A 23,298-nucleotide genomic window follows, 5' to 3' on the forward strand; every position below is an offset into this window, starting at 1 on the left:
TGCTCATATTATCACCAATTTATTTATACCAAAAATAAATAGAATATTAACATGAGCAGAAAAATTTAATTTTCAAATCGAAGTATAGTACGCAAATATTTAACGCGTCGTAGACGCTCTTTTTATGTAAAATTATAGGATTTTTTTAGAACCATATCATATAATATCCAGTAAATGTTTTTTTCAGAAAATTTAGGGAATATATGAATTGTAACTAGTTTAAAAAATATGGAGGTGTTATTTTGTTAAGACAGAAATTTTCAAAACATTTTATGAAACAAAAAATGATGAGAACAGTTATTGTATCTTTAATTCCATTAATATTTTCATCAATATACTTTTTTGGATGGAGAACACTAATACTCTTAGGCATTGTGACTATTGCTGGATTAACAACTGAATGGATTTTTGCAAAAAGATACAATAGGAAGGTTTCGGAAGCAATATTTGTCAGCTGTATTTTATATACCATGACTTTGCCACCTGCTACTCCATATTGGATAGCTATAATAGGGATTATATTTGGTATTATATTTGGGAAAGAAGTATTTGGAGGCTTTGGAAAAAATGTATTTAATCCTGCCTTAGTAGCCAGAGCATTTGTATATGTATGTTTCCCAGCACCTCTGACCATAGAATGGTCAAAGTCAGCATTAGGATTTCCAGGAGGGTTTAGCACTTATATTACTGAAGGTGTAGAGGCAGTTTCACAAGCTACTCCAATGCTATTATTTAGAGATACAGGAAAAATGGCTTCTTTAATGGATTTATTAATAGGAAATGTATCTGGGTCAATAGGAGAAACCTCATCAATACTAATTATTCTTGCAGGAGTCTACTTAGTATATAAAAAGGTAGCTTCTTGGCAGATAATGACAGGAGTTTTAGTTGGATTCACAGGACTAAGCAGTATTCTTTATTTATTAGGAAATAGCCAGATTCCAAGCCCAATATTTGGAGTTCTAGCAGGTGGATTATTATTTGGTGCTGTATTTATGGCTACAGATCCAATTTCTGCTCCAAAAACAAAAGAAGGTAAATGGATATATGGAATTCTTATAGGAGTAATTACAGTAGTCATCAGGGGATATGCACTGTTTGCTGGTGGAATGATGTTTGCAATACTTATAGCAAATACATTTGCTCCCATAATAGACGAAGGAGTCAATGCTTATAAAAAGCATAAGAAGGAATCTAAAGCAAAGAAAGAAGAGGTGGCAATATGAAAAAATCTTTTAGTTTTCCAATAATATTTATGGTTGTTATCACCGCTTTCTTTACTTTTATATTGGCTTTTCTAAACTATAGCACTGCTGATAAAATTGCATTTAACCAAGAACTAGAACTAAATAAAAAATTACTTTATATTTTTGATATAGAGTCATTATCTGAAGAACCAGAAGACATACATCAAGCCTTTATGGATAATATAGGGTCTATATCCTTTGAAGGAGAGGATTTATATGTATACTATGGAGATAATGAACAGATTTTAGGATATGCTGTGCCAATAAATGGCTCTGGACTATGGGGAAGCATAGAAGGCTATGTTGGAGTTTCAGCAGATTATTCTAAGATATTAGGGTTAGAGTTTATTTCCCATAGTGAAACACCAGGCTTAGGTGGAAGAATATCTGAGGATTGGTATAAGGAACAATTTAGAGGGATAGATTTAACTAAAACTACAGATGGAAACTATATTATATATAAACCTTTAGCAGGTGGAAACGTAGATGCTATAGCAGGGGCCACCTTGACATCAAAATCTGTAAGTAAACTTTTGAATGAGGACTTAGAAGAATTTATGAAAAAAGGGGTGAATAAATAATGAAGGGAGATAGTCCAAAAAAGATATTTAAAATGGGACTTTGGGAAGACAATCCAGTATTAGTGCAAATAATTGGTATATGCTCAGCTTTAGCAGTAACTAACCTTATGTTAAATTCATTAATTATGGGAGTTGGTCTAATATTTGTTACAGCACTATCATCATTTACTGTATCTATACTTAGGAATTACACACCAAAACACATTAGAATGATGGTTCAAGTACTTATAATAGCCGCCTATGTAATCATAGTAGATATTTTCCTAAAAGCTTATATGCCAGAAATGAGCAAGGCATTAGGACCATATGTAGGTTTGATTATTACAAATTGTATAATTATGGGTAGGGCAGAAGCTTATGCACAGAAGAATCCACCTATTCCCTCATTTTTAGATGGAGTAGCCTCTGGTCTAGGTTATACTTTAGTTCTTTTAGTTATAGCTTTCATTAGAGAGCTATTAGGCTTTGGAACAATTTTTGGTATTCAAGTTTTAGGAGAGTGGTGGACCCCTTGGACTATAATGATTATGCCACCAGCTGCATTTTTCATATTGGCAGTTGTTATATGGATTACAAAAACTATTCAAGAGAAAGAGAAAGATAATAAGAAAGGTCAGGTGGCTAACTTATGATAGAACTTAATCCTTTTGTTATATTCTTTGCAGCAATTTTTACAAACAATATGATATTTAGTAACTTTTTAGGAATGTGTTCTTATATAGCAGTATCAAGAGAAATCCCTACATCTTTAGGACTGGGTCAGGCAGTTACTTTTGTCCTTACTTGTACAACTATAATAAACTATCTTATATATCATTATATATTATTGCCTCTTGGACTAGATTATTTGAGATTTATAGTTTTTATTGTCAGTATAGCAGCTTTTGTACAACTTCTAGAGATGTTTGTGGAAAGATACCTTCCTAATTTATATTATGCACTAGGTATATTTTTACCTCTTATAACTGTAAATTGTGCTATATTAGGAGTTTCGTTATTTATGATAATTCGTGATTATAATTTCCTTCAATCCATAGGATTTAGTATTGGGTCTGGAATTGGATGGACATTGGCAATAGTTGCATTGGCAGGAATTCGTCAGAAATTAAAGAAAGCTTCAATACCTAAGGGACTTGAAGGACCTGGTATAACTTTAATCATTACTGGTTTAATGGCTTTAGCTTTCATAGGTTTTTCAGGTATTGTTCAAATCCAATAGGAGGGAAATATATGAATGAAATAATTATAACAACCATATCCATTACAGGAATATCGGCTATATTTGCTTTTCTGCTTACTCTTGCCGATAGAACAATAGGAAATTATGGAGAAATAGAGTTAAATATAAATGATGATAAAGACTATATAGTTCAGGGAGGTTCCTCACTTTTATCTACTTTAATAGATGAAAAGATATTTATTCCATCAGCTTGTGGAGGTAAAGGTACTTGTGGATATTGTAAAGTAAAAGTGCTAGAAGGTGGTGGTCCAGTACTTCCTACTGAGATTCCATTTTTAACTGAAGAGGAACTAAATAACCATGTAAGGCTTTCATGCCAATGTAAAGTAAAAGACAAAATTAAAATTGAGATACCTGAAGAATTATTTAATGTTAAAGAATATTTTGCTGAAGTAGAAGTTTTGGAGGATATGACTTCTGTAATTAAGAGAGTGAGAGTCAGATTACCAGAAGGAGAGGAAATAAAATTTAAGCCAGGGCAGTTTATTCAACTGAAAGCACCTTTATATGAAGGTAATGACGAAGAAGTTTATAGAGCCTATTCAATAGCTTCTGCTGCAGGAGATAAAAATAATATAGAACTATTTATAGGATATGTACCAGGTGGAAAATGTACTACTTATGTTCATAAACATTTAAAAGTAGGAGATACAGTACAAATAAATGGACCATATGGAGACTTTTATTTTGATGATGAGAGTAATCGAGAAGTTATATTAGTTGCAGCAGGTACAGGCATCGCTCCTATACTTTCCATACTTAAACATATGAGAGAAAAAAATATAAACAGAAAGGCTAGATTTTACTTTGGTGCTAAAACTCCAGATGATTTATTTTTGCTGGACTACTTTAAGGAATTGGAAGAAGAATTATATGATTTTAAATTTATACCAACTCTATCAAGGGTAACAGAAGAGCATAATTGGACTGGAGAAACAGGTAGAGTTAATAATGCCATAGATAAATATTTAACAGACTCAGAAAATAAAGAAGCCTACCTTTGTGGCAATGAAAAAATGATAGCTACTATGGTAGAAGCTCTTATGGACAAAGGTATACCTGAAGAATTAATATACTTTGATAAATTTGATTAAGAGAAATCCTAGTGATTTCTCTTTTTATGGACTACTTTAAGAAAAAATATGATATAATTATACTGAAGTATAATCAATACATAAAAAATCCTTAGGGGGACGAGGCATGAAGCTTGAGTTATTTGACTTTATAGACGAAACCTTAGAACTGATAGAAAAAAGAAAGGAGAGTATTGAGAAGGTTGCAAATTCTTTAGAAAAGTTTTTTACTGATAGCTTTTTTATACAGGATCATTTTTTAAATGTTAGCTATAGAATAAAATCACCAGAGAGTTTAAGAGAAAAGATATTGCGTCATAATTTCTACATAAAGTATAAGACTCCAGAAAACCTATTGGACAATTTATCAGATTTAATAGGGTTCAGAGTAGAGTGTAGATTTATCGAAGATGAGGACAAGATTTATAGAGATATAATGAAGTTATTTAATATAAAATGTAAAGATGGTTTTTATACAAACTGTCTTAATTCAAATATTATGTTGCAATTAGAAGATAAACAGCCACAGAAACAAAAAAATGGATTTGAAATATATAAAATTGATGGTAAGTATTGTAAAGATGGAGTATGTATTAACTTTGAGTTACAAATAAAATCTTTAGTAAATGTTTTCTGGGGAGAAATTGACCATAGAGTATTGTATAAAAATTTCAACTATATGTTAACAGAAGACTTTTTTAGAGATATAATGTCTTCAATAAAAGACAATTTATCCATGATTGACAGGCAATTAATGCTTGTGTATAATCATTTAAATGGAATGGATGCCAGCAACTCATTGACGAAAAGAATTCAATTACAAGCATTGTTATCAAAGATTATTCATGATATTTATATAGTTAAAATAAGACAGGAAATAGGATTTGTATTAGACTTCAAAAAATCTACAGATGTTATTGTAAACTATATATTTATGAAAGGTGGATTAGAAGAGTCTGAACATTATAGTACCAACTTTTTAAGAGTGTTAAATAGATTAAATGAAATAGGAAAAAATCATATATCATTTAATAGATACATGAACTTTGAAAGAGAAATTTTTTTCAATGATGATTTTACAAGAAAAATAGGAAATAGTATTCTAGAAATAATAAATAAAGATTTTAGGTGGAATTTATTTTTTAGAATAATATTTGAAATAGAGGAAGGAAATAATGCAGAAGATTTTGAAGGGTTTTTAATATTTGTTAGATATAGATTTCATGAAAACTTAATGTTGATTTTGGAAAATAAAGATTTCATTGATGAAGAAAAAGAAGAAATTCTTCACTGTATATTGAATACAATAGCAACTAATTTTTGTAAAGATTTAGATGTTGATTTTTTAAGTGATTGTAGTATCAAGAAATTAAACAATACCATAGGAAAAGCTTTTGAAAACATAGAAAGCTTTAATGATTGGATAGAGAATAAAGAAAAATTAATTGATATGATATTAAAACATGACTTTTAAAGTATTTGAAAGAATTTCAAATACTTTTTTTTCTAATTGGGTAAAGATATAGTACACCATAAATATTAGGAGTTGATATAATGAAAGTCTTTGGAAGAATAAAATCCACCTTATGGAATATACAAAAAAGTATTAAGAGATTTCCTATAACCATAGGAATTTCTACAATTTTGGCTATATTTCTAATATATTTAAATGAGAGCCATTTGGCATGGGAGACAAAAGAAAAACTAGACCAAATAACTTTAGTGTTAGGATTAGGAATTCCTTTATCTTTATTTATTAGTCTAGGTATAGAGCGATTTTTTGAAAAAAATAAATTAGTCTCAACAATTCTATATTGTGTTGGAGCTGGATTTTTATTATTGTATTATTTTATATTTTTAGAGGATAATAATACTGCAGAGATTTCCAGATATATAGGTACTATGATATTTTGTATTTTAGGATTTTTATATATTTCAAGGATTGGAAAGAATAAGGATTATGAGTACTATATAATGGATATATACTATAGTTTCGTCTTAACCTTTGTATATTCATTTGTGCTTTACTTTGGCTTATCAGCAATCTTTTTTACTATTGACCAGTTATTTGATGCTAATGTTCCAGTAGAGTTATATTATTATATGTTTTTAATCGTATTCTTTATATTTGCAATATCATTATTTTTATCAAAGTTACCTTATGTGGATACCCAATATGAAGAAATAGAATATGGAAAACCTTTAACCATATTACTAACTTATATAGTAATTCCTTTAATAACTATTTATACTATAATACTATATATATACTTTGGTAAAATACTTTTAACTAGAATATGGCCAAGAGGGTTAGTATCACATTTGGTACTTTGGTATTCAACTATATCAGTTGGAGTTATATTCTTAATAACTCCAATACTAGATGAAAATAAAATTGCAAATACATTTAAAACCTTTTTTCCTAAAATAATAATTCCCATTATATTGATGATGTATATATCTATATATCAAAGGGTAAATCAATATGGAATAACAGAAAATAGGTACTATTTAATAGTATTAGGATTGTGGGTACTAGGTATAATGATATATTTTGCAGTGAAAAAACCTTTGAAAAATATTGTTATACCAATTAGTTTGTCTGTAATAATGTTGAATTCCGTATATGGACCTTTTAGTAGTTTTGCCATATCTAAATATAGTCAAAATAAAAGATTTGAAAATATATTAAAAAGAAATCATATGATTTCAAATGGTAATATAGTATTAAGTCCAGATATAACTAAGGACGATAAAAAAGAAATAAATAATATACTAAGTTATTTTAATACAAACCATAGTATCCAAGATATAAAGGTTTTACCTAAGGATTTTAGTTTTGATAAAATGGAAAATGTATTTGGATTTAAATATAATGCTTATATGCCATATGAAAACAATAGGTATTTTTACTTTGGAATTTATGGAAATAGAGAGCCTATAGATATAAAAGGATTTGATTATTATATAAATATAGAATATTGGAATGAAGACAAAATAGAAACTGGAGGATTAACTTTACAGTTTAATAAAACAAAAAATGTATTAACTATTTCTAAAGATGATAGAATTATATTGGAACAGGGTATAATGGAATTTGTAAAAGATATATATAATAAACAAGCATCTAAAGAGGAAGATAAAGAAAAGTCTATGGTTTCCTATAAAGATACAACATATAACGTTTCCATAAGAGATAGTATAGACAATATAGACCTTAAATTTATATTTACCAATATAAGTGGAAGAATAGATGATCAAGATTTATTGGAAATTGATAATGTAGAATTTATATTACTAATTTCAAATAAACAATAAGTTGAAAAATATATACCCTGTTTTTTAAAAAGAATTAGTATATAATACTATTTATTATAGGTAAATTATATTATAATATAGATTGGAGGTATTAAAATGAAAGAAATATATTTAGCAGGCGGATGTTTTTGGGGTGTAGAGGAATATATGTCTAGATTAGACGGAGTAGTAGATACTGAAGTTGGATATGCCAATGGAACAAAAGAAAATCCAACCTATCAAGAGGTTTGTACAGGGATTACAGGTCATACTGAAACAACCTATATAAAATATAATGAAAATATAATTTCTTTAGAACAGTTATTAAATAAGTTTTGGAAAATAATAGATCCAACTGTATCCAATAGACAAGGACCAGATATCGGAAATCAATATAGAACTGGAATTTACTATATAGATAAAGAGGATTTAGATATTATAAATAAAACATTGGAAGAACAACAAAAGAAGTATGATAAGCCCATAGTAACAGAAATTATGCCACTGAAAATTTTCTTTAATGCAGAAGAATATCATCAAGACTATTTAAAGAAAAACCCTGGTGGATATTGTCATATAGATTTAAGTAAATAAAAGGAATCCCTTAGGGGATTCTTTTAATGTGCATGGAGATGAAGATATGAAAAAATTCAAAAAAGTATATATAGAAATAACTAATGTTTGTAATCTGCAATGTGAATTTTGTCCTACAACCAATAGACATAATAGATTTATTGAAATAGATGAATTCTATCATATCCTTGATGAAGTAAAGGGTTTTACAGACTATTTATATTTTCATGTAAAGGGAGAACCTTTATTGCATCCTGATATAGATAAATTATTGGATATATCCTATGACAAAGGTTTTAAAGTCAATATAACCACCAATGGAACTCTGCTTTCAAAAGTGGGAGATAAATTATTAAACAAACCATCCCTTAGACAGATTAATATTTCCCTCCATAGCTTTGATGGAAATAATGGAATGGAAAATAAAGATGATTATTTAGATAATATATTTAGCTTTATTAAGTCTACTAAAAATAACAAAGATATAATAATAGCTTTAAGACTTTGGAACTTGACAGAGGATAATGTATTTAATAAAGAAATAAATAAAAACAAAGAAATATTGGATAGAATTCAATTGGAATTTAATCTTCCTTTTAAAATTGAAGATATAATAAATCCACAAAAGGGATTTAAAATAAAAGACAGAATATATTTAAATCAAGACTTTGAATTTATATGGCCAGATTTAAATAATGAAGACTTTGGAAGTGAAGGATATTGTTATGGTTTAAGAAATCAAATAGGTATACTGGTAGATGGAACAGTGATTCCCTGCTGTTTAGACGGGGAAGGAAAAATTCCTTTAGGGAATATCTATAATGAGTCATTAAATCAAATATTATCCAGTACTAGAGCTAGAAATATATATGAAGGATTTTCTAAAAGAGTAATAGTAGAAGAAATGTGTAGAAAATGCGGTTATAGAATAAGATTTAATTTATGAAGAAAATTTAAGATGTTTATTTATGGTTTAAAGATTGACACAAGATATAGTGGTTTGGTAAAATTAAGTAACGATATATAGAAAAAGAGGGGGATTTAAGTGATTACTAAAATAAAAAAAAGGGATGGAAGGGAAGTTCCTTTTAATGTGGAGAAAATCTCTAATGCAATATTCAAAGCTGCACAGGCAGCAGGTGGATATGATTATAATACTTCAATGGCATTGGCAGAAAAGGTGATTATACTAACTAATGAAAAATATAGTGGAAAAACACCAGGTGTAGAGGATATACAAGATATAGTAGAAAAAGTTCTGATTGAATCGGGACACGCTAAAACTGCTAAAGAGTACATATTATATAGAGCAGATAGAAATAAAGTGAGAGAAATGAATACTAGACTAATGAAAGTATTTGAAGATTTAACTTTTAAAGATGCTAAAGATGTGGATATAAAAAGAGAAAATGCCAACATAGATGGAGATACTCCTATGGGAACTATGTTAAAATATGGCTCTGAATCAGCTAAACAATTTTACGACTTGTTTGTTTTAAATCCAGCACACTCAAGAGCTCATAAATCAGGGGAAATTCATATACATGATTTAGATTTTCTTACATTAACAACTACCTGCTGTCAAATAGATTTAATAGAATTATTTAAAAATGGCTTTAGTACAGGTCATGGATTTTTAAGAGAACCTAGAGATATACATTCATATGCAGCACTAGCTTGTATTGCTATACAGTCAAATCAAAATGACCAACATGGAGGACAATCCATACCTAATTTTGATTATGCCATGTCCTTTGGGGTAAAGAAGACTTATATTAAACAATATAGACAAAATTTAAGAAAATCTATTGAGATACTAGTAGAAGATGTGGATTTAGACGAAAACCTTGATAATGTATTTAGTATCCTTGAAGAAGAATATAACCTAGTTCCAACTTTAAGTAACAATGAAGAATATCTATTAAAGGAAGCAGAATATTTAAAAGAATTACTAAATGATGATGAAATAGTGGATAAAGTACAAAGGTTTACTGAAAAGAATAGTTATAAAGATACAGATAGAAGAACTTTTCAAGCTATGGAAGCTTTGATTCATAACCTTAACACTATGCACTCTAGAGCAGGAGCTCAAATACCATTTAGCTCAATAAATTATGGAACAGATACATCAGTAGAAGGAAGAATGGTAATTAAAAATTTACTATTAACAACAGAAGAAGGACTAGGAAATGGAGAAACACCTATATTTCCAATACAGATTTTTAAGGTAAAAGAAGGTATTAACTATAATAAAGAGGATATAAACTATGACTTATTTAAACTATCTTGTAAAGTAAGTGCTAAAAGATTGTTTCCAAACTTCTCATTTATAGATGCACCTTTTAATCTTAAATATTATAAGGAAGGTCATCCAGAAACAGAAATAGCCTATATGGGTTGTAGAACTAGGGTAATAGGAAATGTATATGATCCATCTAGGGAAATTGTAAATGGAAGAGGTAATTTAAGCTTTACAACTATTAACTTACCACGAATAGGCCTTGAAAATAGGGGTAATATAAATAGTTTTTATAAGAAATTAGATGAAACTATAGATTTAGTTATAGAACAGCTAATAGAAAGGTTTGAAATCCAAGCAAGTAAAAAAGTAAGTAACTTCCCGTTTCTAATGGGACAAAGAATTTGGATGGACTCAGATAAATTAACTAGAGATGACAATATAAGAGAAGTGCTAAAACATGGAACATTATCAATTGGTTTTATAGGATTAGCAGAATGTTTAAAAGCACTAATCGGCAGTCATCATGGTGAAAGTAAGGAAGCACAAACATTAGGATTAGATATAATTAAACATATGAGAGCCAGAATGGATGATATTAGTAAACAATATAAAATGAATTTTACTTTAATTGGAACACCTGCTGAAGGAACGTCAGGTAGATTTGTAAAAATGGATAGGGAAAGATTTGGAAGTTTAGAAGGTATAACAGATAGAGAATATTATACAAATAGTTTCCATGTACCAGTTTATTATAAGACTAAGGCTATAGATAAAATAAATATAGAAGCTCCTTACCATGAATTGACTAATGCAGGACATATAACATATGTAGAAATAGATGGAGATCCATCTCAAAACTTAGAAGCTTTCGAGAGAATTGTTAAAGCCATGAAGGAAGCTGGAATTGGCTATGGTTCTATTAATCACCCTGTAGACAGAGATCCTGTATGTGGTTATACAGGAATTATAGGAGATACATGTCCTCAATGTGGGAGAGAAGAAGGCAATATTAAATTTGAAAGAATTAGACGTATTACTGGATACTTAGTAGGAACTCTTGATAGGTTTAATGATGCTAAAAAAGCAGAAGAAAGAGATAGAGTAAAACATTTTTCTTGTTCCAAATAAGGGGTAGTAATTATGGATAAAATAAGAATAGCAGGAATAGAAGAGGAATCCATTGTAGATGGTCCAGGAATTAGATTAGTGGTGTTTACCCAAGGATGTAAACATAACTGTGTTGGATGTCATAATCCTAGTACCCACTCTTTTAATGGAGGGAGCTTAATAGAAGTAGATAATATAGTAAAAATGGTGAAGGAAAATTCTCTGCTAGATGGTATTACTCTCAGTGGAGGAGAACCCTTTGAACAAGCATTGGAGTGTAGTATCTTAGCTAGAAAAGTTAAAAGCCTTGGATTAAGTGTAGTAACATATACTGGATATACTTTTGAACAAATGCTTAAAAATAAAAAGTTTAGGGAGTTGCTATTGCAGACAGATATTTTAATAGATGGCAAATTCGACATATCAAAAAAATCTATGATGTTACAGTTTAGGGGTTCAACAAATCAAAGAATAATAGACGTTAAGAAATATTTAGGGTAGCTATAAATGGAATTTAGTATTATTTATAAAGAGAGAGTGCTTATGAGGTGAAATAGATATGTTTAAATTAGATGGAATAAAAGATATGAACCAAGAAGAAAGAATGCGATATATGATTCTTCTTGTAAAAGGGCAGCTTAGTTCAGAACAGGATGATTTAGCAAATATTTCAAATATAACAGGCATAATAATGGCATGTGCAGATAGATTGAATTGGGCGGGGTTTTATATATTAAGGGACAATGAATTGGTTTTAGGACCATTCCAGGGGCTTCCAGCTTGTAATAGAATAAGTATGGGAAAGGGAGTTTGTGGAAAAGCAGTGGAGACTAGAGAAACTCAATTAGTACCAGATGTACACTTGTTCCCAGGACATATTGCTTGTGATAGTCAGTCTAATTCAGAACTTGTTATACCAATAATAAAGAATAATAGAGTCTATGGAGTACTGGATTTAGATAGTCCAGAAAAAAATAGATTTACAGAACTAGAGGAAAAATATTTTACTAATCTTGTAGAATTATTAAATCAAAATATAAATTGGGAAAAAATATAGTTAAATAAAAGATTTAATGTAAGTTTAAGAATTATAAATTATGGTAAAGATTATAATACTATATAAACTAAATTGACTATTTTAGGGTGTATAGGAATAAGGAGGATATAAAATGGGAGTTTTACAAGGACTAAAGCCAGAAAGGGTAATGTACTACTTTGAAGAAATATCTAAGATACCTAGATGTTCCTATGATGAACAAAAAATAAGTGACTATCTAGCCAGTGTAGGCAGAAATTTAGGATTAGAAGTTATACAGGATAAGGCTTTGAATATAATTATAAAAAAACCAGCTTATAAGGGATACGAAAATAGTCCTACTATAATACTACAGGGACATATGGATATGGTAGGAGAGAAGGTAGATAACTCAAATCATGATTTTTCAAAGGATCCTATAAAACTTGAAGTAGAAGGAGATTATATTATGGCCAAAGAAACTACCCTTGGAGCTGATAATGGTATTGCCGTAGCAATGGCGTTGGCTGTACTGGAGTCAAAAAATATAGCCCATCCTCCCTTGGAGGTTCTTATAACATCTAATGAAGAATCTGGTATGACTGGAGCAGCAGCCTTAGAACCACAAAGTGTAACAGGTAAAATACTAATAAATATAGATTCAGAAGAAGAAGGAACAATACTTGTAAGTTGTGCAGGGGGAGAAAGAAATCTAGTTACAATTCCCATAGAATGGGATGAAATGTTAAACAATAAGGAAATATATGAAATATCAGTATCTGGACTTAAAGGTGGACACTCTGGAATGGAAATTGATAAAGGAAGAGGGAATTCTAATAAAATAATTGGAAGAGTGCTTCAAAGATTAAATAGAGAGATAGATATAAATTTATGTTATATAGAAGGTGGTTCAAAATCAAATGCCATTCCTAGATATACAAAAGCAGTTGTTGCTATGGAAAAATATAATGTAGAAAAAGCTAATGCGATTATTAAAGAAATAGAAAAAGAATTTAGATTTGAGTTACTTTCTACTGATAAAGATGTTGAATTATCTTTTATAAAAGTAGATGACAAAAGAGATAAGGTGTTTTCTAAGGATACTACACAAAAAACAATTACTGCTTTGATGCTTTTTCCAAATGGAGTTAACTCCATGAGTATGGATATTAAGGGTTTAGTAGAAAGCTCAAGTAACTTAGGCGTTATAATAACTACTGGAGACAGTATAACTATGGAGTCTGCCATAAGGTCTTCCATTGGAAGTCTAAAGACTTATATAGCAAACCAAATAAGAGTACTTGCTGAAAATATTGGAGCAGAGTGGGAAAGTACATCATCTTATCCTGCATGGGAATATGCTAAAGAATCTTATATAAGAGATGTATTTAAAGATGCTTATAAAGAACTATATAATAACGAAATAAATATTGATGCAATACACGCAGGACTTGAATGTGGCTTATTCAAGGAGAAATTTGGCAGCATAGACATGATCTCTTTTGGTCCAAATATGTATGGAGTACACGCACCAGGGGAAAAACTAAGTATATCATCTACAGAAAGAACATATAAATTGCTTTTAAAGGTACTAGAAAAAATTCATTGATTTTATAAAATATATATGTACTTATATATCTAAATAGGGTATCATTAGCATATAATTAATAAATATAAAGGTAAAGGAGAATGAAAATGGACAATAAAAAAGATGAAGCTTTTGAATATAATGATGAGCATTGTGGTGGCTGTGGTTGTGGATGTGGCTGTGATGATCATGACCATGAATTAGATGATTTTGATTTTGAGGATATGGAGGAAAACGATATAATATATCTTACACTTGATGATGATACTGAATTAGAGTGTAGTGTTTTAGGTATATTTGAAGTTGAAGATGTTGAATATATTGCATTATTACCAATGGGTGATGATGAGGTATTGCTTTATAGATATGTTGAATTAGAAGATAATGAATTTGATTTATTGCCAATTGAAAATGAAGAAGAATTTGGAACTGTATCTGAAGCTTTTGAAGCTTTATTTATAGATGATGAAGACTTTGTAGAGTATGAAAACTATGATGAGTTAGATGACGAAGAATAGTATAAAGGGCGCTTTACCTTTGGTAAAGTGCTTTAACTATATAATTGAGTAAGACTTACTTAAAAGGGTATTAAGTTCATAAGGAAGGAGGAAAAGGTTGAGCACAGTATATAATACCTATTCTAAATATTTGAGTGAAAAATTTGGTGAAAAGGTATATAAACTACCTATATCTTTGCCATTGACCTGTCCCAATAGGGATGGTACTGTAGGGAGAGGGGGTTGTATATTTTGTGGAGAGGAAGGTGGTTCTTTTGAAAACTTATCATCTTCCATATCAGTAAGAGAACAGTTAGAGAGGAATAAAAGATATATAGGTAATAAGTATAAAGCAAAAAAATTTATAGCTTATTTTCAAAATTTTACAAATACTTATTTACCTTTTGAAAGCTTTAAGGAGTGTATAGACCAAGTTTTATTAGAGGATATAGTTGGGGTGTCTATTTCAACTCGTCCAGATTGTATCAATGACAACTATTTAGAATATTTATCAAAAATTAAAGATATATATAATATAGATATAACAATTGAATTAGGACTTCAGACAGTAAACTATTCTACTTTAGAAAAAATTAATAGAGGCCATACATTAGCTGAATTTATAGACGCAAGTATAAGGATTAAAAGATATGGATTAAGAAATTGTACACATATAATCTTAAATCTTCCTTGGGATACAGAAGCTGATGTAATTGAAAATGCTAAGGTATTATCAGCCCTAGGAATAGATGAAGTGAAACTACATGCCTTATATATAGTTGATGGAACAACTTTAGGAACTTTATATAAAAATGGAGAAATAGCTTTAATTTCTAAAGAAGAATATATAGAGAGGGTAATTTTATTTCTAGAATATCTTGATCCTAATATTGTGATTCAAAGGATTATAGGAAGAGCACCTGAAGAAAATTCACTATTTGTCAATTGGAATGAGTCTTGGTGGAAAATAAGAGATACTATAATCGCCTTGATGGAGTCCAGAAATTCAAGACAAGGGATTAAATTTAATTATTTAAATGGAAGAGGACTAAAAAAATTCCAATAGGTTTTTTAAATTTTCAAAAAGTTTCTTCAAAAAAGAAGGAAATAATCGAATTATGTCGAATATATAATATATAATAAAAAGAAAGGTAGAGGTGGTTAGTCATGGTTAAATTAATTTTGGGTGAAAAAGGTGCAGGAAAGACAAAATGGTTAATCGATAATGCTAACAAGGATATGAAGGCGGGTAATGGTAATATTGCTTTTATTGATGTGGATGACGACCATATTTTTACTTTAGATTATAATGTACGACTAATTAATGCCATGGAATTCAATATAATAAATATTGAATCTTTCTATGGCTTTTTGTGTGGTTTAATTGGAATGGATTATGATGTGGAAAAAATTTATGTAGACAGCATCTACAAAGTAATTGATTTGAGTATTCCAAATCTAGAAAAGTTAGTGGAAAAATTAAAGAAAATAGGAGAAAAATTGGAAGTAGAATTTTTCATAAATGTAAATTATACTATGGATCAAATACCAGAACATTTACGAGAATATGCAATAGAATTAGGACTTGAATGTGCAGTATAAATAAAGGAGACAGTTAGCTGTCTCCTTTATTTATACTATTTTGAAGATTTAAAAGTACCACAATCTGTTTCTTCGGATGTAGAAGCGTTTCTAGGTAATATTTCAATTTTACCAGCTGTACATAAATCTCCTGATTTATAATAGTGACAAGTATTTACTACACATTTTACACCTTCAGTAATTTGTTCGTTGTGCATGGTAATCTCCTTTCAAATTAAATATTCTTACACTAATAGTCTTACTATTTTAACAAAAAATATTCCTAAGATAGTTTAAATAAAATGGGAAATAAGGTAGAATAATATATAGAATATGGAAGGTGATAATATGGCAAAAAAAGAAAGACTAGATAAAGTTCTTGCTAATATGGGATATGGAAGCAGAAAAGATGTAAAAAAGTTTATTAAGGATGGAAGAGTAAAGGTAAATAATAGTATTATTTGCAATAATGAATTTAAAGTAAATCCATATGAAGATGAGATTTTTTTGGGCGAGGAAGAAGTTTTATATAGAGAATATATATATTTAATGATGAATAAACCTCAAGGACTTGTATCTTCTACTGATGATCCTAGAACTAAAACAGTAATAGATTTATTATCAGAAGAATATTTAATTTATAAGCCTTTTCCAGTAGGAAGATTGGATAAAGATACAGAAGGATTTTTATTAATAAGCAATGACGGTAAATTAGCCCATGAACTATTATCTCCTAAAAAAGGAGTAAATAAAAAATATTATGTGGAAGTAGACGGATATGTTGAAGATAAATACATTGAAGTTTTTAAAAAAGGAATCACCTTAGATGATGGATATAAAACTTTACCAGCAGATTTAGAGATAATTAATGGAAATATAATATCTAAGGTATATTTAACTATACAAGAAGGAAAGTTTCATCAGGTAAAGAGGATGTTTGAAAGTATTGGAATGAAAGTTTTATTTTTAAAGAGAATTTCCATGGGACCATTGGTTTTAGACCAGCTATTAGACTCAGGAGAATATAGAGAATTAACAAAAACAGAAATATCTTTATTAAAAGAGCTATAATTTATGATATAATATAATTTGAAAATAAATTAGATAGGGTGTGTAGCTTGATTTTTTATAGCAAAACTGGGGACAACTTTGAAACATTTTTTCATAGAAGATCCTCTTTAATATTTGAGTTTGAAAAAGGAAATATAACAAAGAAACAATTTTTAGAATATAACTATGATTTAGTAATGAGAATGAATTTTAAACCTTTTTTAAGAATTGATAGTTATGAAATGGGAATGTTTAATTATCAGTATTATAATGTCTTAGCCAAGTACTTTTCTATGTTGGCTAAAGAAGTAAAGAATACCAAAAAACATCAAAAATATTATAATTATTATTTGAATAAAGGAAATAATTATTATAATGAAAAGGACAAAGCTGCTTTAAATTTACTTGAGTATTTGGAATTTAAAGATATTGAAGCATATTTTGTCAGCTTAAACTCAAAGCGTTTAGATGATAAACTTTATGAAATTGTACTTCTCAATTATAAGGAAGCAATATTTCACTCAAAGGCAATTTGGTTATTAGATATATTAAAAGAAAAAGGAGTATTTTTAGAAGAAAAAAAATTATCTTTAATAGATGGATATATTAATGAAACCTATTAATTAAAAATAAAGTCTTCCATTAGGAAGACTTTATTTTGTAAGTATTTTAAGAATTTCTTCTATTGAACTATTGGATTTGATTTCATAGTCTCCTGATTTTAGCTTAGTATCTAACTTTAATTCTTGAGCTTTTATAACAAAATCTTCTTTGCTGCTTACTAAACCATTTTCTGCTAATATATTACCGATTTTAGATGGTAATGAGCCTGGTGGAATGTTAAATTTAACCATGTTACCACTGTTGTTAGTATCTTTTGGTTTGTTTTCATCTTTATTATTGTTAGTATTATTATCTTCCTTAGGGCCATTATTTTCATCTGATGGATTTTCGCTATTATCTTTATCTGAATTAGAATCTTCATTACTTTTATTTTCACCATTATTATCTTCAATAACAATATCATTTGGTGGCATATCCAAGGCATCTTTTGCAAACAGAAGGTCTAACCTCCAACCTATAATAAATATTACAATTCCTACTATTCCTATCATTATTATGTAGTCTACAGAATCATATAAAATATCCTTTATGATCTCAAAAAACTTTTTCATAATTTCACCTCTTTAAAAACTTTTGTAAAAATTTAGGTTTTAATCTTATAATTGTGTATAATATAATTATAACATAAGATTTAGAAAAAGGTGAGAAAACTTTGAGAGAAATAATAATAGATAAAAATGAAAATGAACAAAGGCTTGACAGATTCTTGAAAAAATATTTAGCTGAGGCTCCTCAAGGATTTGTGTATAAAATGATTAGGAAAAAGAATGTAAAGCTAAATGGGGCAAAGGTCCAACCAGAAACCACAATTTATGAAGGAGATAAAATACAACTTTATTTATCAGATGAGACTATAGATAAATTTATAGCCAAAAAAGAAGAAGTAAAATCTAAAATTATACCAAATATTATCTATGAAGATAACAATATAATATTAATAAATAAACCTATAGGAATATTATCTCATGGTGCATCTAAGGAATTTGAAGAAAATATAGTAGATAGCATGGTATCATACTTGATTCAGAAAGGTGATTTTGTACCAAGAATACAAAAGACCTTTACTCCTTCCATATGTAATAGACTAGATAGAAATACTTCTGGAATAATAATTGGTGCTAAAAACTATGAGTCATTAAAGATTATAAATGAAGCAATTAAGAAAGGTAAAATAAGAAGATTTTATAAAACTATAGTGAAGGGAAATATTAAAAAAGAATTTACAGCAGAGGCATACCTATCAAAGGACGAAGAGAGGAATAGAGTAACAATATATAAAGATGATTTAGAGGGAACTAAGAAAATTGAGACTATAATTAAACCATTGAAAAATAAGAAAGGATATTCTCTACTTGAAATAGAATTGATTACTGGAAGAACACATCAAATAAGGGGCCACTTATCATCTCTTGGTTATCCAGTTATAGGAGATAGAAAATATGGCGATGGAAATATAAATAAAGAATTTAAGGAGAAGTATTCTTTAGAAAATCAATGGCTTCATGGATATAAAGTGGAATTTAATGGATTATCTGATGAATTACAGTATTTAAATAGTAAAATATTTATTAGTGAAGTAGGAGGAAAAGTTGGAGAAATAGAAAAAGATTTGTTCGAATAATTAGGGGGGGATTGTTTTGAAAAATGAAATGAAAATATATGTAGAAAACATAGGGGAATACATATCCTTAAAAGAAGGAACAAATTTAAAAGAGGCAACAGAAATTGTATTTAAGGAAAAACATAAAAAATATTTAGGTGCTAAAATAAACAATGAAGTTTTTAATTTAAATAAAATGGCTGAAGATGGTATGAGCATAAATTTTTTAACTATAGAAGATACAGATGGTTACAGAATATATACAAGGACTATATCTGCTGTTTTTATAATGGCTTGTAAAAGTATAATACCAAATAAGACAGTGAGAATTGAACACTTTCTTGGAGAAGGGCTTTATGCAAGTTTTGAAAAGGATTATTCTATTACCTTTAAGAAAGTAAAAGAAATCCAAGATAAGATGGATGAAATAATCAAAAGTGACATTCCAATAATCAGACAAAAGATGTCTAAAGAAACAGCAATGAAAGTATTTGAGGAATATAATTATATTGATAAAATAAGGCTTTTTAATACCTTAGATAGAATAGATATTGATGTTTATGATATAGGTGGACATATAGATACTTACCATGGTTTTCTAGCTCCATCTACAGGTTATTTAGAAATTTTTGAACTTAAATATTATTATCCAGGAATTTTAATATTATTTTCAGGAATGAACTCTAATTATAAATTACCTGAGTTTAAAGAATTAAAAAAGCTATCAAAGGTTTTTAAAGAGGCTAATGATTGGGGAGATATATTGGACCTTGCCTACATAGGTTCATTAAATGAAAAAATTATAAATGGAGGCATAGGGGAAGTAATTGGAATATCGGAAGCACTTCATGAAAAAAAGATAGCCAATATTGCAGACAAAATTTGTGAAGATGAGGACCTTCATTTAGTTTTAATAGCAGGACCTTCATCTTCAGGGAAAACTACTTTTTCTAAAAGATTAGAGATGCAATTAAAAGTAAATGGAAAAAAACCTATATCTATATCTGTAGATAATTATTTTGTAGATAGAGAAAAAACTCCTTTGAACGAAGATGGAAGCTATAATTTTGAAACCATAGATGCCATAGATTTAGAAAGTTTAAATGAAGATTTAGTAAAGCTATTGGAAGGTGAAGAAATTGAGTTGCCTAAGTTTAATTTTATTACTGGGAAACGTGAAAAATCAGGGAAAAAGCTTAAAATAGACAAGTCAAATCCAATAATAGTTGAAGGAATACATAGCTTAAATCCTAAGATGACAAGTTATATCCCAGAAAAAAACAAATATAAGATATATATATCAGCATTGACTCAATTAAATATAGATGCACATAACCGTATACCTACTACAGATGCAAGGCTAGTTAGAAGAATAGTGAGAGATATAAAATATAGAGGGATCGATGCTACTAAAACTTTGGAAATGTGGGCAGGAGTTAGAGCAGGGGAAGAAAAATATATTTTTCCTTTTCAAGAGGAAGCTGATATAATGTTTAATTCTGCATTGGTATATGAACTGGCAGTACTAAAGAAACATATAAAGCCTTTATTAGAAGAAATAGATAGCAATAATATTTATTATGGAGAAGCAAAAAAACTTCTTAAATTTTTAGAATACTTTGTAGACATTGAAAATGAAGATTTAATTCCACCAAACTCTATTTTAAGAGAGTTTATAGGTAAAACTGCCTTTGATATTCATTAATTATGTGGAGGTAAATATGGAAAAAATACTAAATAAAATTATAGATAATAATAGATATTTAATAAAAGAGGGAGCAGTGGCAGACTATATACCTGCTTTACTGAAAGCAAACCCGAATCATATAGGAATATGTGTTATGGATGTAGATGGAAATATTTATAAAGCTGGAGATTATACCGAAAAATTTACTATACAAAGTATATCCAAAGTTATGAGTCTTATGCTAGCTTTAATAGATAATGGAGAAGACCAAGTGTTTAAAAAAATTGATTATGAACCCACGGAAGAACCCTTCAATACATTGTTTAAGCTGGATTTTCCTCATACTATAAAACCATCTAATCCAATGATAAACTCTGGTGCCATAGTAACGACCTCGCTTATAAAAGGAGAAGGGGAGGAAAGGTTTAATAGATTACTCACACTTATTAGAACAGTAACTGAAAACCCTAATATATCCTATAATGAAGAAGTATATTTGTCGGAAAAGGAAACAGGCAATAAAAATAGAGCCATGGCATATTTAATGAAGTCTAGAGGATTTATAGAGGGTGATGTAGAGGATATATTAGACACATATTTTAAACAGTGTTCCATAGAAGTAACAGCAGTTGATATTGCTAGAATAGGTTTGTTTATAGCCAATAGATGTAAATTATCTAAAGGAGACAGAATATGTGATAATAAAACAGCGTCTATATTAACAGCAATTATGGCCACCTGCGGAATGTATAATTTTAGTGGAGAATATGCTTCAACAGTAGGTATACCATCAAAAAGTGGTGTAGGAGGAGGAATATTAGGTACTATACCATATAAAATGGGAATAGGAGTATTTAGCCCAGCCTTAGACCAATATGGAAATTCCATAGCTGGATACGGTATTATGGCAGATTTATCCAAAGAGTTGAATTTAAATATATTTTAGTAACAACAAACGGAGAGATAAAGATAACTCTCCGTTTGTTGTTTAATTATATTGCAAATAAGGATATACTATAATAAAACTAATCAATAACATAAGAAAAGGTGATAAAATGAAAAAGACTATAGTATTTATTTTAATTACTCTTATTATATTAATTTTAGTGGGATGCAGAAAAGATAATATAAATCTTGGAGATGCAGATATGTCTGAGCCTAATGAACTGCCTTCAGAAAATAACAATATACAAATAGACCCTATAAAAGACAGGATTAAATCCATGACTTTAGAAGAAAAAATAGGGCAATTACTTATAGTAGGTTTTGAGGGTACAGAGATTAATAATGAAATAGTAAATTTTATAGAGGAGCTTAAAGTAGGTGGGTTTATATTATTCTCTAGGAATATAGAAGATGAAAATAAAACATTAAAGCTCTTAAATAATATAAAGGAAGCCAATTCAAATAATGATATTCCCCTATTCTTATCCATAGATGAAGAAGGTGGAAGAGTAAGCAGGCTTCCAAAAACTTTTACTAGACTTCCAGAGTCTGTAAAGTTGGGAAAGAAAAATAATAAGGATATTTCTTATAACTATGGTAAAATATTAGGTGAGAGAGTAAAGGCTTTAGGTTTTAACCTTGATTTTGCACCAGTTTTAGACATTAATTCAAATCCTAAAAATCCTGTTATTGGAAACAGGTCATTTGGTAATACAACAGACATTGTAGTAAGCAATGGAATACAAGTAATGCTTGGAATAAGAGATACAGATACAATTCCAGCAGTAAAACATTTTCCAGGACATGGAGATACAAGTATGGATTCTCATGTTAACCTACCAATAGTAAATAAAAGTATGGAAGAGTTAGAATCCATGGAATTAAATCCTTTTATAAGAGCAATAGAGGAAGATGTGGATATGATTATGGTGGCACATATATTATACCCTGCCATAGATAAAGAATATCCTTCTACTATGTCACAGAAAGTCATACAAAATCTATTAAGAGATCAATTAGGATACAAGGGAGTAATAGTATCTGATGATATGACCATGGGTGCAATAGTAGAAAACTACTCACTGGAAGAAGCTTCTTTAAGGTTTATTAAATCCGGTGGAGACATTGCATTAATATGTCATGGAAAAGATAATCCTAGAAAGGTTATGGAATATATAAAGGAATCAGTAGATACTGGTAATCTAAATGAAAAGGATATAGATGAAAAGGTATATAGGATTTTAAAATTAAAAGAAAAATATAATTTAGAGGATAAAATAGTAGAACTTAACGATTTAGAAGGGTTAAATATTGAAACTAAGAAACTAATAGAAGAAATCAATAAATAGCC

General features: G+C 29.0%; 24 protein-coding genes. 22 read left to right on the forward strand and 2 right to left on the reverse strand.

Annotation, left to right across the window (positions count from 1 at the left end; all coding sequences use genetic code 11):
- Positions 1–242: 242 nt before the first annotated feature.
- From FYJ83_RS11985 to FYJ83_RS12060, 16 genes are all read left to right on the forward strand, one after another.
- Positions 243–1,226: an RnfABCDGE type electron transport complex subunit D gene (locus FYJ83_RS11985; RefSeq protein WP_229768579.1), complete on the forward strand. Its 984-nt coding sequence runs from the start codon at positions 243–245 to the stop codon at positions 1,224–1,226.
- Positions 1,223–1,828: an FMN-binding protein gene (locus FYJ83_RS11990; protein WP_154440818.1), complete on the forward strand. Its 606-nt coding sequence runs from the start codon at positions 1,223–1,225 to the stop codon at positions 1,826–1,828. Before FYJ83_RS11985 ends, FYJ83_RS11990 begins: the two co-directional genes overlap by 4 nt.
- A complete protein-coding gene (locus FYJ83_RS11995; RefSeq protein ID WP_154440819.1) occupies positions 1,828–2,460 on the forward strand; it encodes an NADH:ubiquinone reductase (Na(+)-transporting) subunit D in 633 nt (210 codons plus the stop codon). The genes FYJ83_RS11990 and FYJ83_RS11995 overlap by 1 nt, the downstream gene beginning before the upstream one ends.
- Entirely contained in the window at positions 2,457–3,047 is a 591-nt protein-coding gene (locus FYJ83_RS12000) for an NADH:ubiquinone reductase (Na(+)-transporting) subunit E (protein WP_154440820.1), read from the forward strand. The genes FYJ83_RS11995 and FYJ83_RS12000 overlap by 4 nt, the downstream gene beginning before the upstream one ends.
- A gap of 11 nt (positions 3,048–3,058) precedes the next feature.
- Positions 3,059–4,162 carry an NADH:ubiquinone reductase (Na(+)-transporting) subunit F gene (locus FYJ83_RS12005; protein ID WP_154440821.1) on the forward strand — a complete coding sequence of 368 codons (1,104 nt, stop codon included), beginning with the start codon at positions 3,059–3,061 and terminating at the stop codon, positions 4,160–4,162.
- 106 nt (positions 4,163–4,268) lie between these two features.
- Positions 4,269–5,615, forward strand: a complete 1,347-nt coding sequence (locus tag FYJ83_RS12010) for a GTP pyrophosphokinase (RefSeq protein ID WP_154440822.1) — start codon at positions 4,269–4,271, stop codon at positions 5,613–5,615.
- A gap of 80 nt (positions 5,616–5,695) precedes the next feature.
- On the forward strand, positions 5,696–7,459 hold the full coding sequence (locus FYJ83_RS12015) for a DUF4153 domain-containing protein (protein ID WP_154440823.1): 1,764 nt from the start codon (positions 5,696–5,698) through the stop codon (positions 7,457–7,459).
- A 96-nt stretch (positions 7,460–7,555) separates the two neighbouring features.
- The gene (gene msrA / locus FYJ83_RS12020; RefSeq protein ID WP_154440824.1) at positions 7,556–8,032 is read left to right on the forward strand and encodes a peptide-methionine (S)-S-oxide reductase MsrA; all 477 of its coding nucleotides are present in this window, start codon (positions 7,556–7,558) and stop codon (positions 8,030–8,032) included.
- 46 nt (positions 8,033–8,078) lie between these two features.
- The gene (locus FYJ83_RS12025; RefSeq protein WP_154440825.1) at positions 8,079–8,957 is read left to right on the forward strand and encodes a radical SAM/SPASM domain-containing protein; all 879 of its coding nucleotides are present in this window, start codon (positions 8,079–8,081) and stop codon (positions 8,955–8,957) included.
- A gap of 99 nt (positions 8,958–9,056) precedes the next feature.
- Entirely contained in the window at positions 9,057–11,381 is a 2,325-nt protein-coding gene (locus tag FYJ83_RS12030; RefSeq protein ID WP_216585127.1) for an anaerobic ribonucleoside triphosphate reductase, read from the forward strand.
- Positions 11,382–11,393: 12 nt separating this feature from the next.
- Positions 11,394–11,861 carry an anaerobic ribonucleoside-triphosphate reductase activating protein gene (nrdG, locus tag FYJ83_RS12035; RefSeq protein ID WP_154440826.1) on the forward strand — a complete coding sequence of 156 codons (468 nt, stop codon included), beginning with the start codon at positions 11,394–11,396 and terminating at the stop codon, positions 11,859–11,861.
- A 58-nt stretch (positions 11,862–11,919) separates the two neighbouring features.
- Positions 11,920–12,417, forward strand: a complete 498-nt coding sequence (locus tag FYJ83_RS12040; protein WP_154440827.1) for a GAF domain-containing protein — start codon at positions 11,920–11,922, stop codon at positions 12,415–12,417.
- A gap of 112 nt (positions 12,418–12,529) precedes the next feature.
- The gene (locus FYJ83_RS12045; protein WP_154440828.1) at positions 12,530–13,984 is read left to right on the forward strand and encodes an aminoacyl-histidine dipeptidase; all 1,455 of its coding nucleotides are present in this window, start codon (positions 12,530–12,532) and stop codon (positions 13,982–13,984) included.
- An 86-nt stretch (positions 13,985–14,070) separates the two neighbouring features.
- Positions 14,071–14,481 (forward strand): DUF1292 domain-containing protein, encoded by a 411-nt coding sequence (locus FYJ83_RS12050; protein WP_195837993.1) that lies wholly within the window; start codon positions 14,071–14,073, stop codon positions 14,479–14,481.
- A 97-nt stretch (positions 14,482–14,578) separates the two neighbouring features.
- Positions 14,579–15,526: a TIGR01212 family radical SAM protein gene (locus FYJ83_RS12055; RefSeq protein WP_154440829.1), complete on the forward strand. Its 948-nt coding sequence runs from the start codon at positions 14,579–14,581 to the stop codon at positions 15,524–15,526.
- Between the two features lie 101 nt (positions 15,527–15,627).
- Positions 15,628–16,062 (forward strand): hypothetical protein, encoded by a 435-nt coding sequence (locus FYJ83_RS12060; protein ID WP_154440830.1) that lies wholly within the window; start codon positions 15,628–15,630, stop codon positions 16,060–16,062.
- A 35-nt stretch (positions 16,063–16,097) separates the two neighbouring features.
- Here FYJ83_RS12060 and FYJ83_RS12065 read toward each other — a convergent pair whose 3' ends face one another.
- Positions 16,098–16,259: a DUF1540 domain-containing protein gene (locus tag FYJ83_RS12065; RefSeq protein ID WP_154440831.1), complete on the reverse strand. Its 162-nt coding sequence runs from the start codon at positions 16,257–16,259 to the stop codon at positions 16,098–16,100.
- Positions 16,260–16,389: 130 nt separating this feature from the next.
- On the opposite strand from FYJ83_RS12065, the gene FYJ83_RS12070 reads away from it, so the two are divergent.
- Positions 16,390–17,112, forward strand: a complete 723-nt coding sequence (locus FYJ83_RS12070; RefSeq protein ID WP_154440832.1) for a pseudouridine synthase — start codon at positions 16,390–16,392, stop codon at positions 17,110–17,112.
- Between the two features lie 47 nt (positions 17,113–17,159).
- Positions 17,160–17,714, forward strand: a complete 555-nt coding sequence (locus tag FYJ83_RS12075) for a DUF6648 family protein (RefSeq protein ID WP_154440833.1) — start codon at positions 17,160–17,162, stop codon at positions 17,712–17,714.
- A 30-nt stretch (positions 17,715–17,744) separates the two neighbouring features.
- Here FYJ83_RS12075 and FYJ83_RS12080 read toward each other — a convergent pair whose 3' ends face one another.
- Positions 17,745–18,266 (reverse strand): endolytic transglycosylase MltG, encoded by a 522-nt coding sequence (locus FYJ83_RS12080; RefSeq protein WP_154440834.1) that lies wholly within the window; start codon positions 18,264–18,266, stop codon positions 17,745–17,747.
- Between the two features lie 101 nt (positions 18,267–18,367).
- Here FYJ83_RS12080 and FYJ83_RS12085 point away from each other — a divergent pair, with 101 nt between their 5' ends.
- The 4 genes from FYJ83_RS12085 (at position 18,368) to nagZ (ending at position 23,296) form a co-directional block, all read left to right on the forward strand.
- A complete protein-coding gene (locus tag FYJ83_RS12085; protein WP_154440835.1) occupies positions 18,368–19,336 on the forward strand; it encodes an RluA family pseudouridine synthase in 969 nt (322 codons plus the stop codon).
- A gap of 16 nt (positions 19,337–19,352) precedes the next feature.
- Positions 19,353–21,020, forward strand: coding sequence for a nucleoside kinase (locus tag FYJ83_RS12090; protein ID WP_154440836.1), 1,668 nt, complete (start codon positions 19,353–19,355; stop codon positions 21,018–21,020).
- Between the two features lie 16 nt (positions 21,021–21,036).
- Positions 21,037–21,948 (forward strand): glutaminase A, encoded by a 912-nt coding sequence (gene glsA / locus FYJ83_RS12095; protein WP_154440837.1) that lies wholly within the window; start codon positions 21,037–21,039, stop codon positions 21,946–21,948.
- Between the two features lie 109 nt (positions 21,949–22,057).
- Positions 22,058–23,296 carry a beta-N-acetylhexosaminidase gene (gene nagZ, locus FYJ83_RS12100; RefSeq protein ID WP_154440838.1) on the forward strand — a complete coding sequence of 413 codons (1,239 nt, stop codon included), beginning with the start codon at positions 22,058–22,060 and terminating at the stop codon, positions 23,294–23,296.
- Positions 23,297–23,298 lie beyond the last annotated feature (2 nt).

The sequence above is a fragment of the Tissierella pigra genome (assembly GCF_009695605.1).
GTDB classification, from domain to species: Bacteria; Bacillota; Clostridia; order Tissierellales; family Tissierellaceae; genus Tissierella; species Tissierella pigra.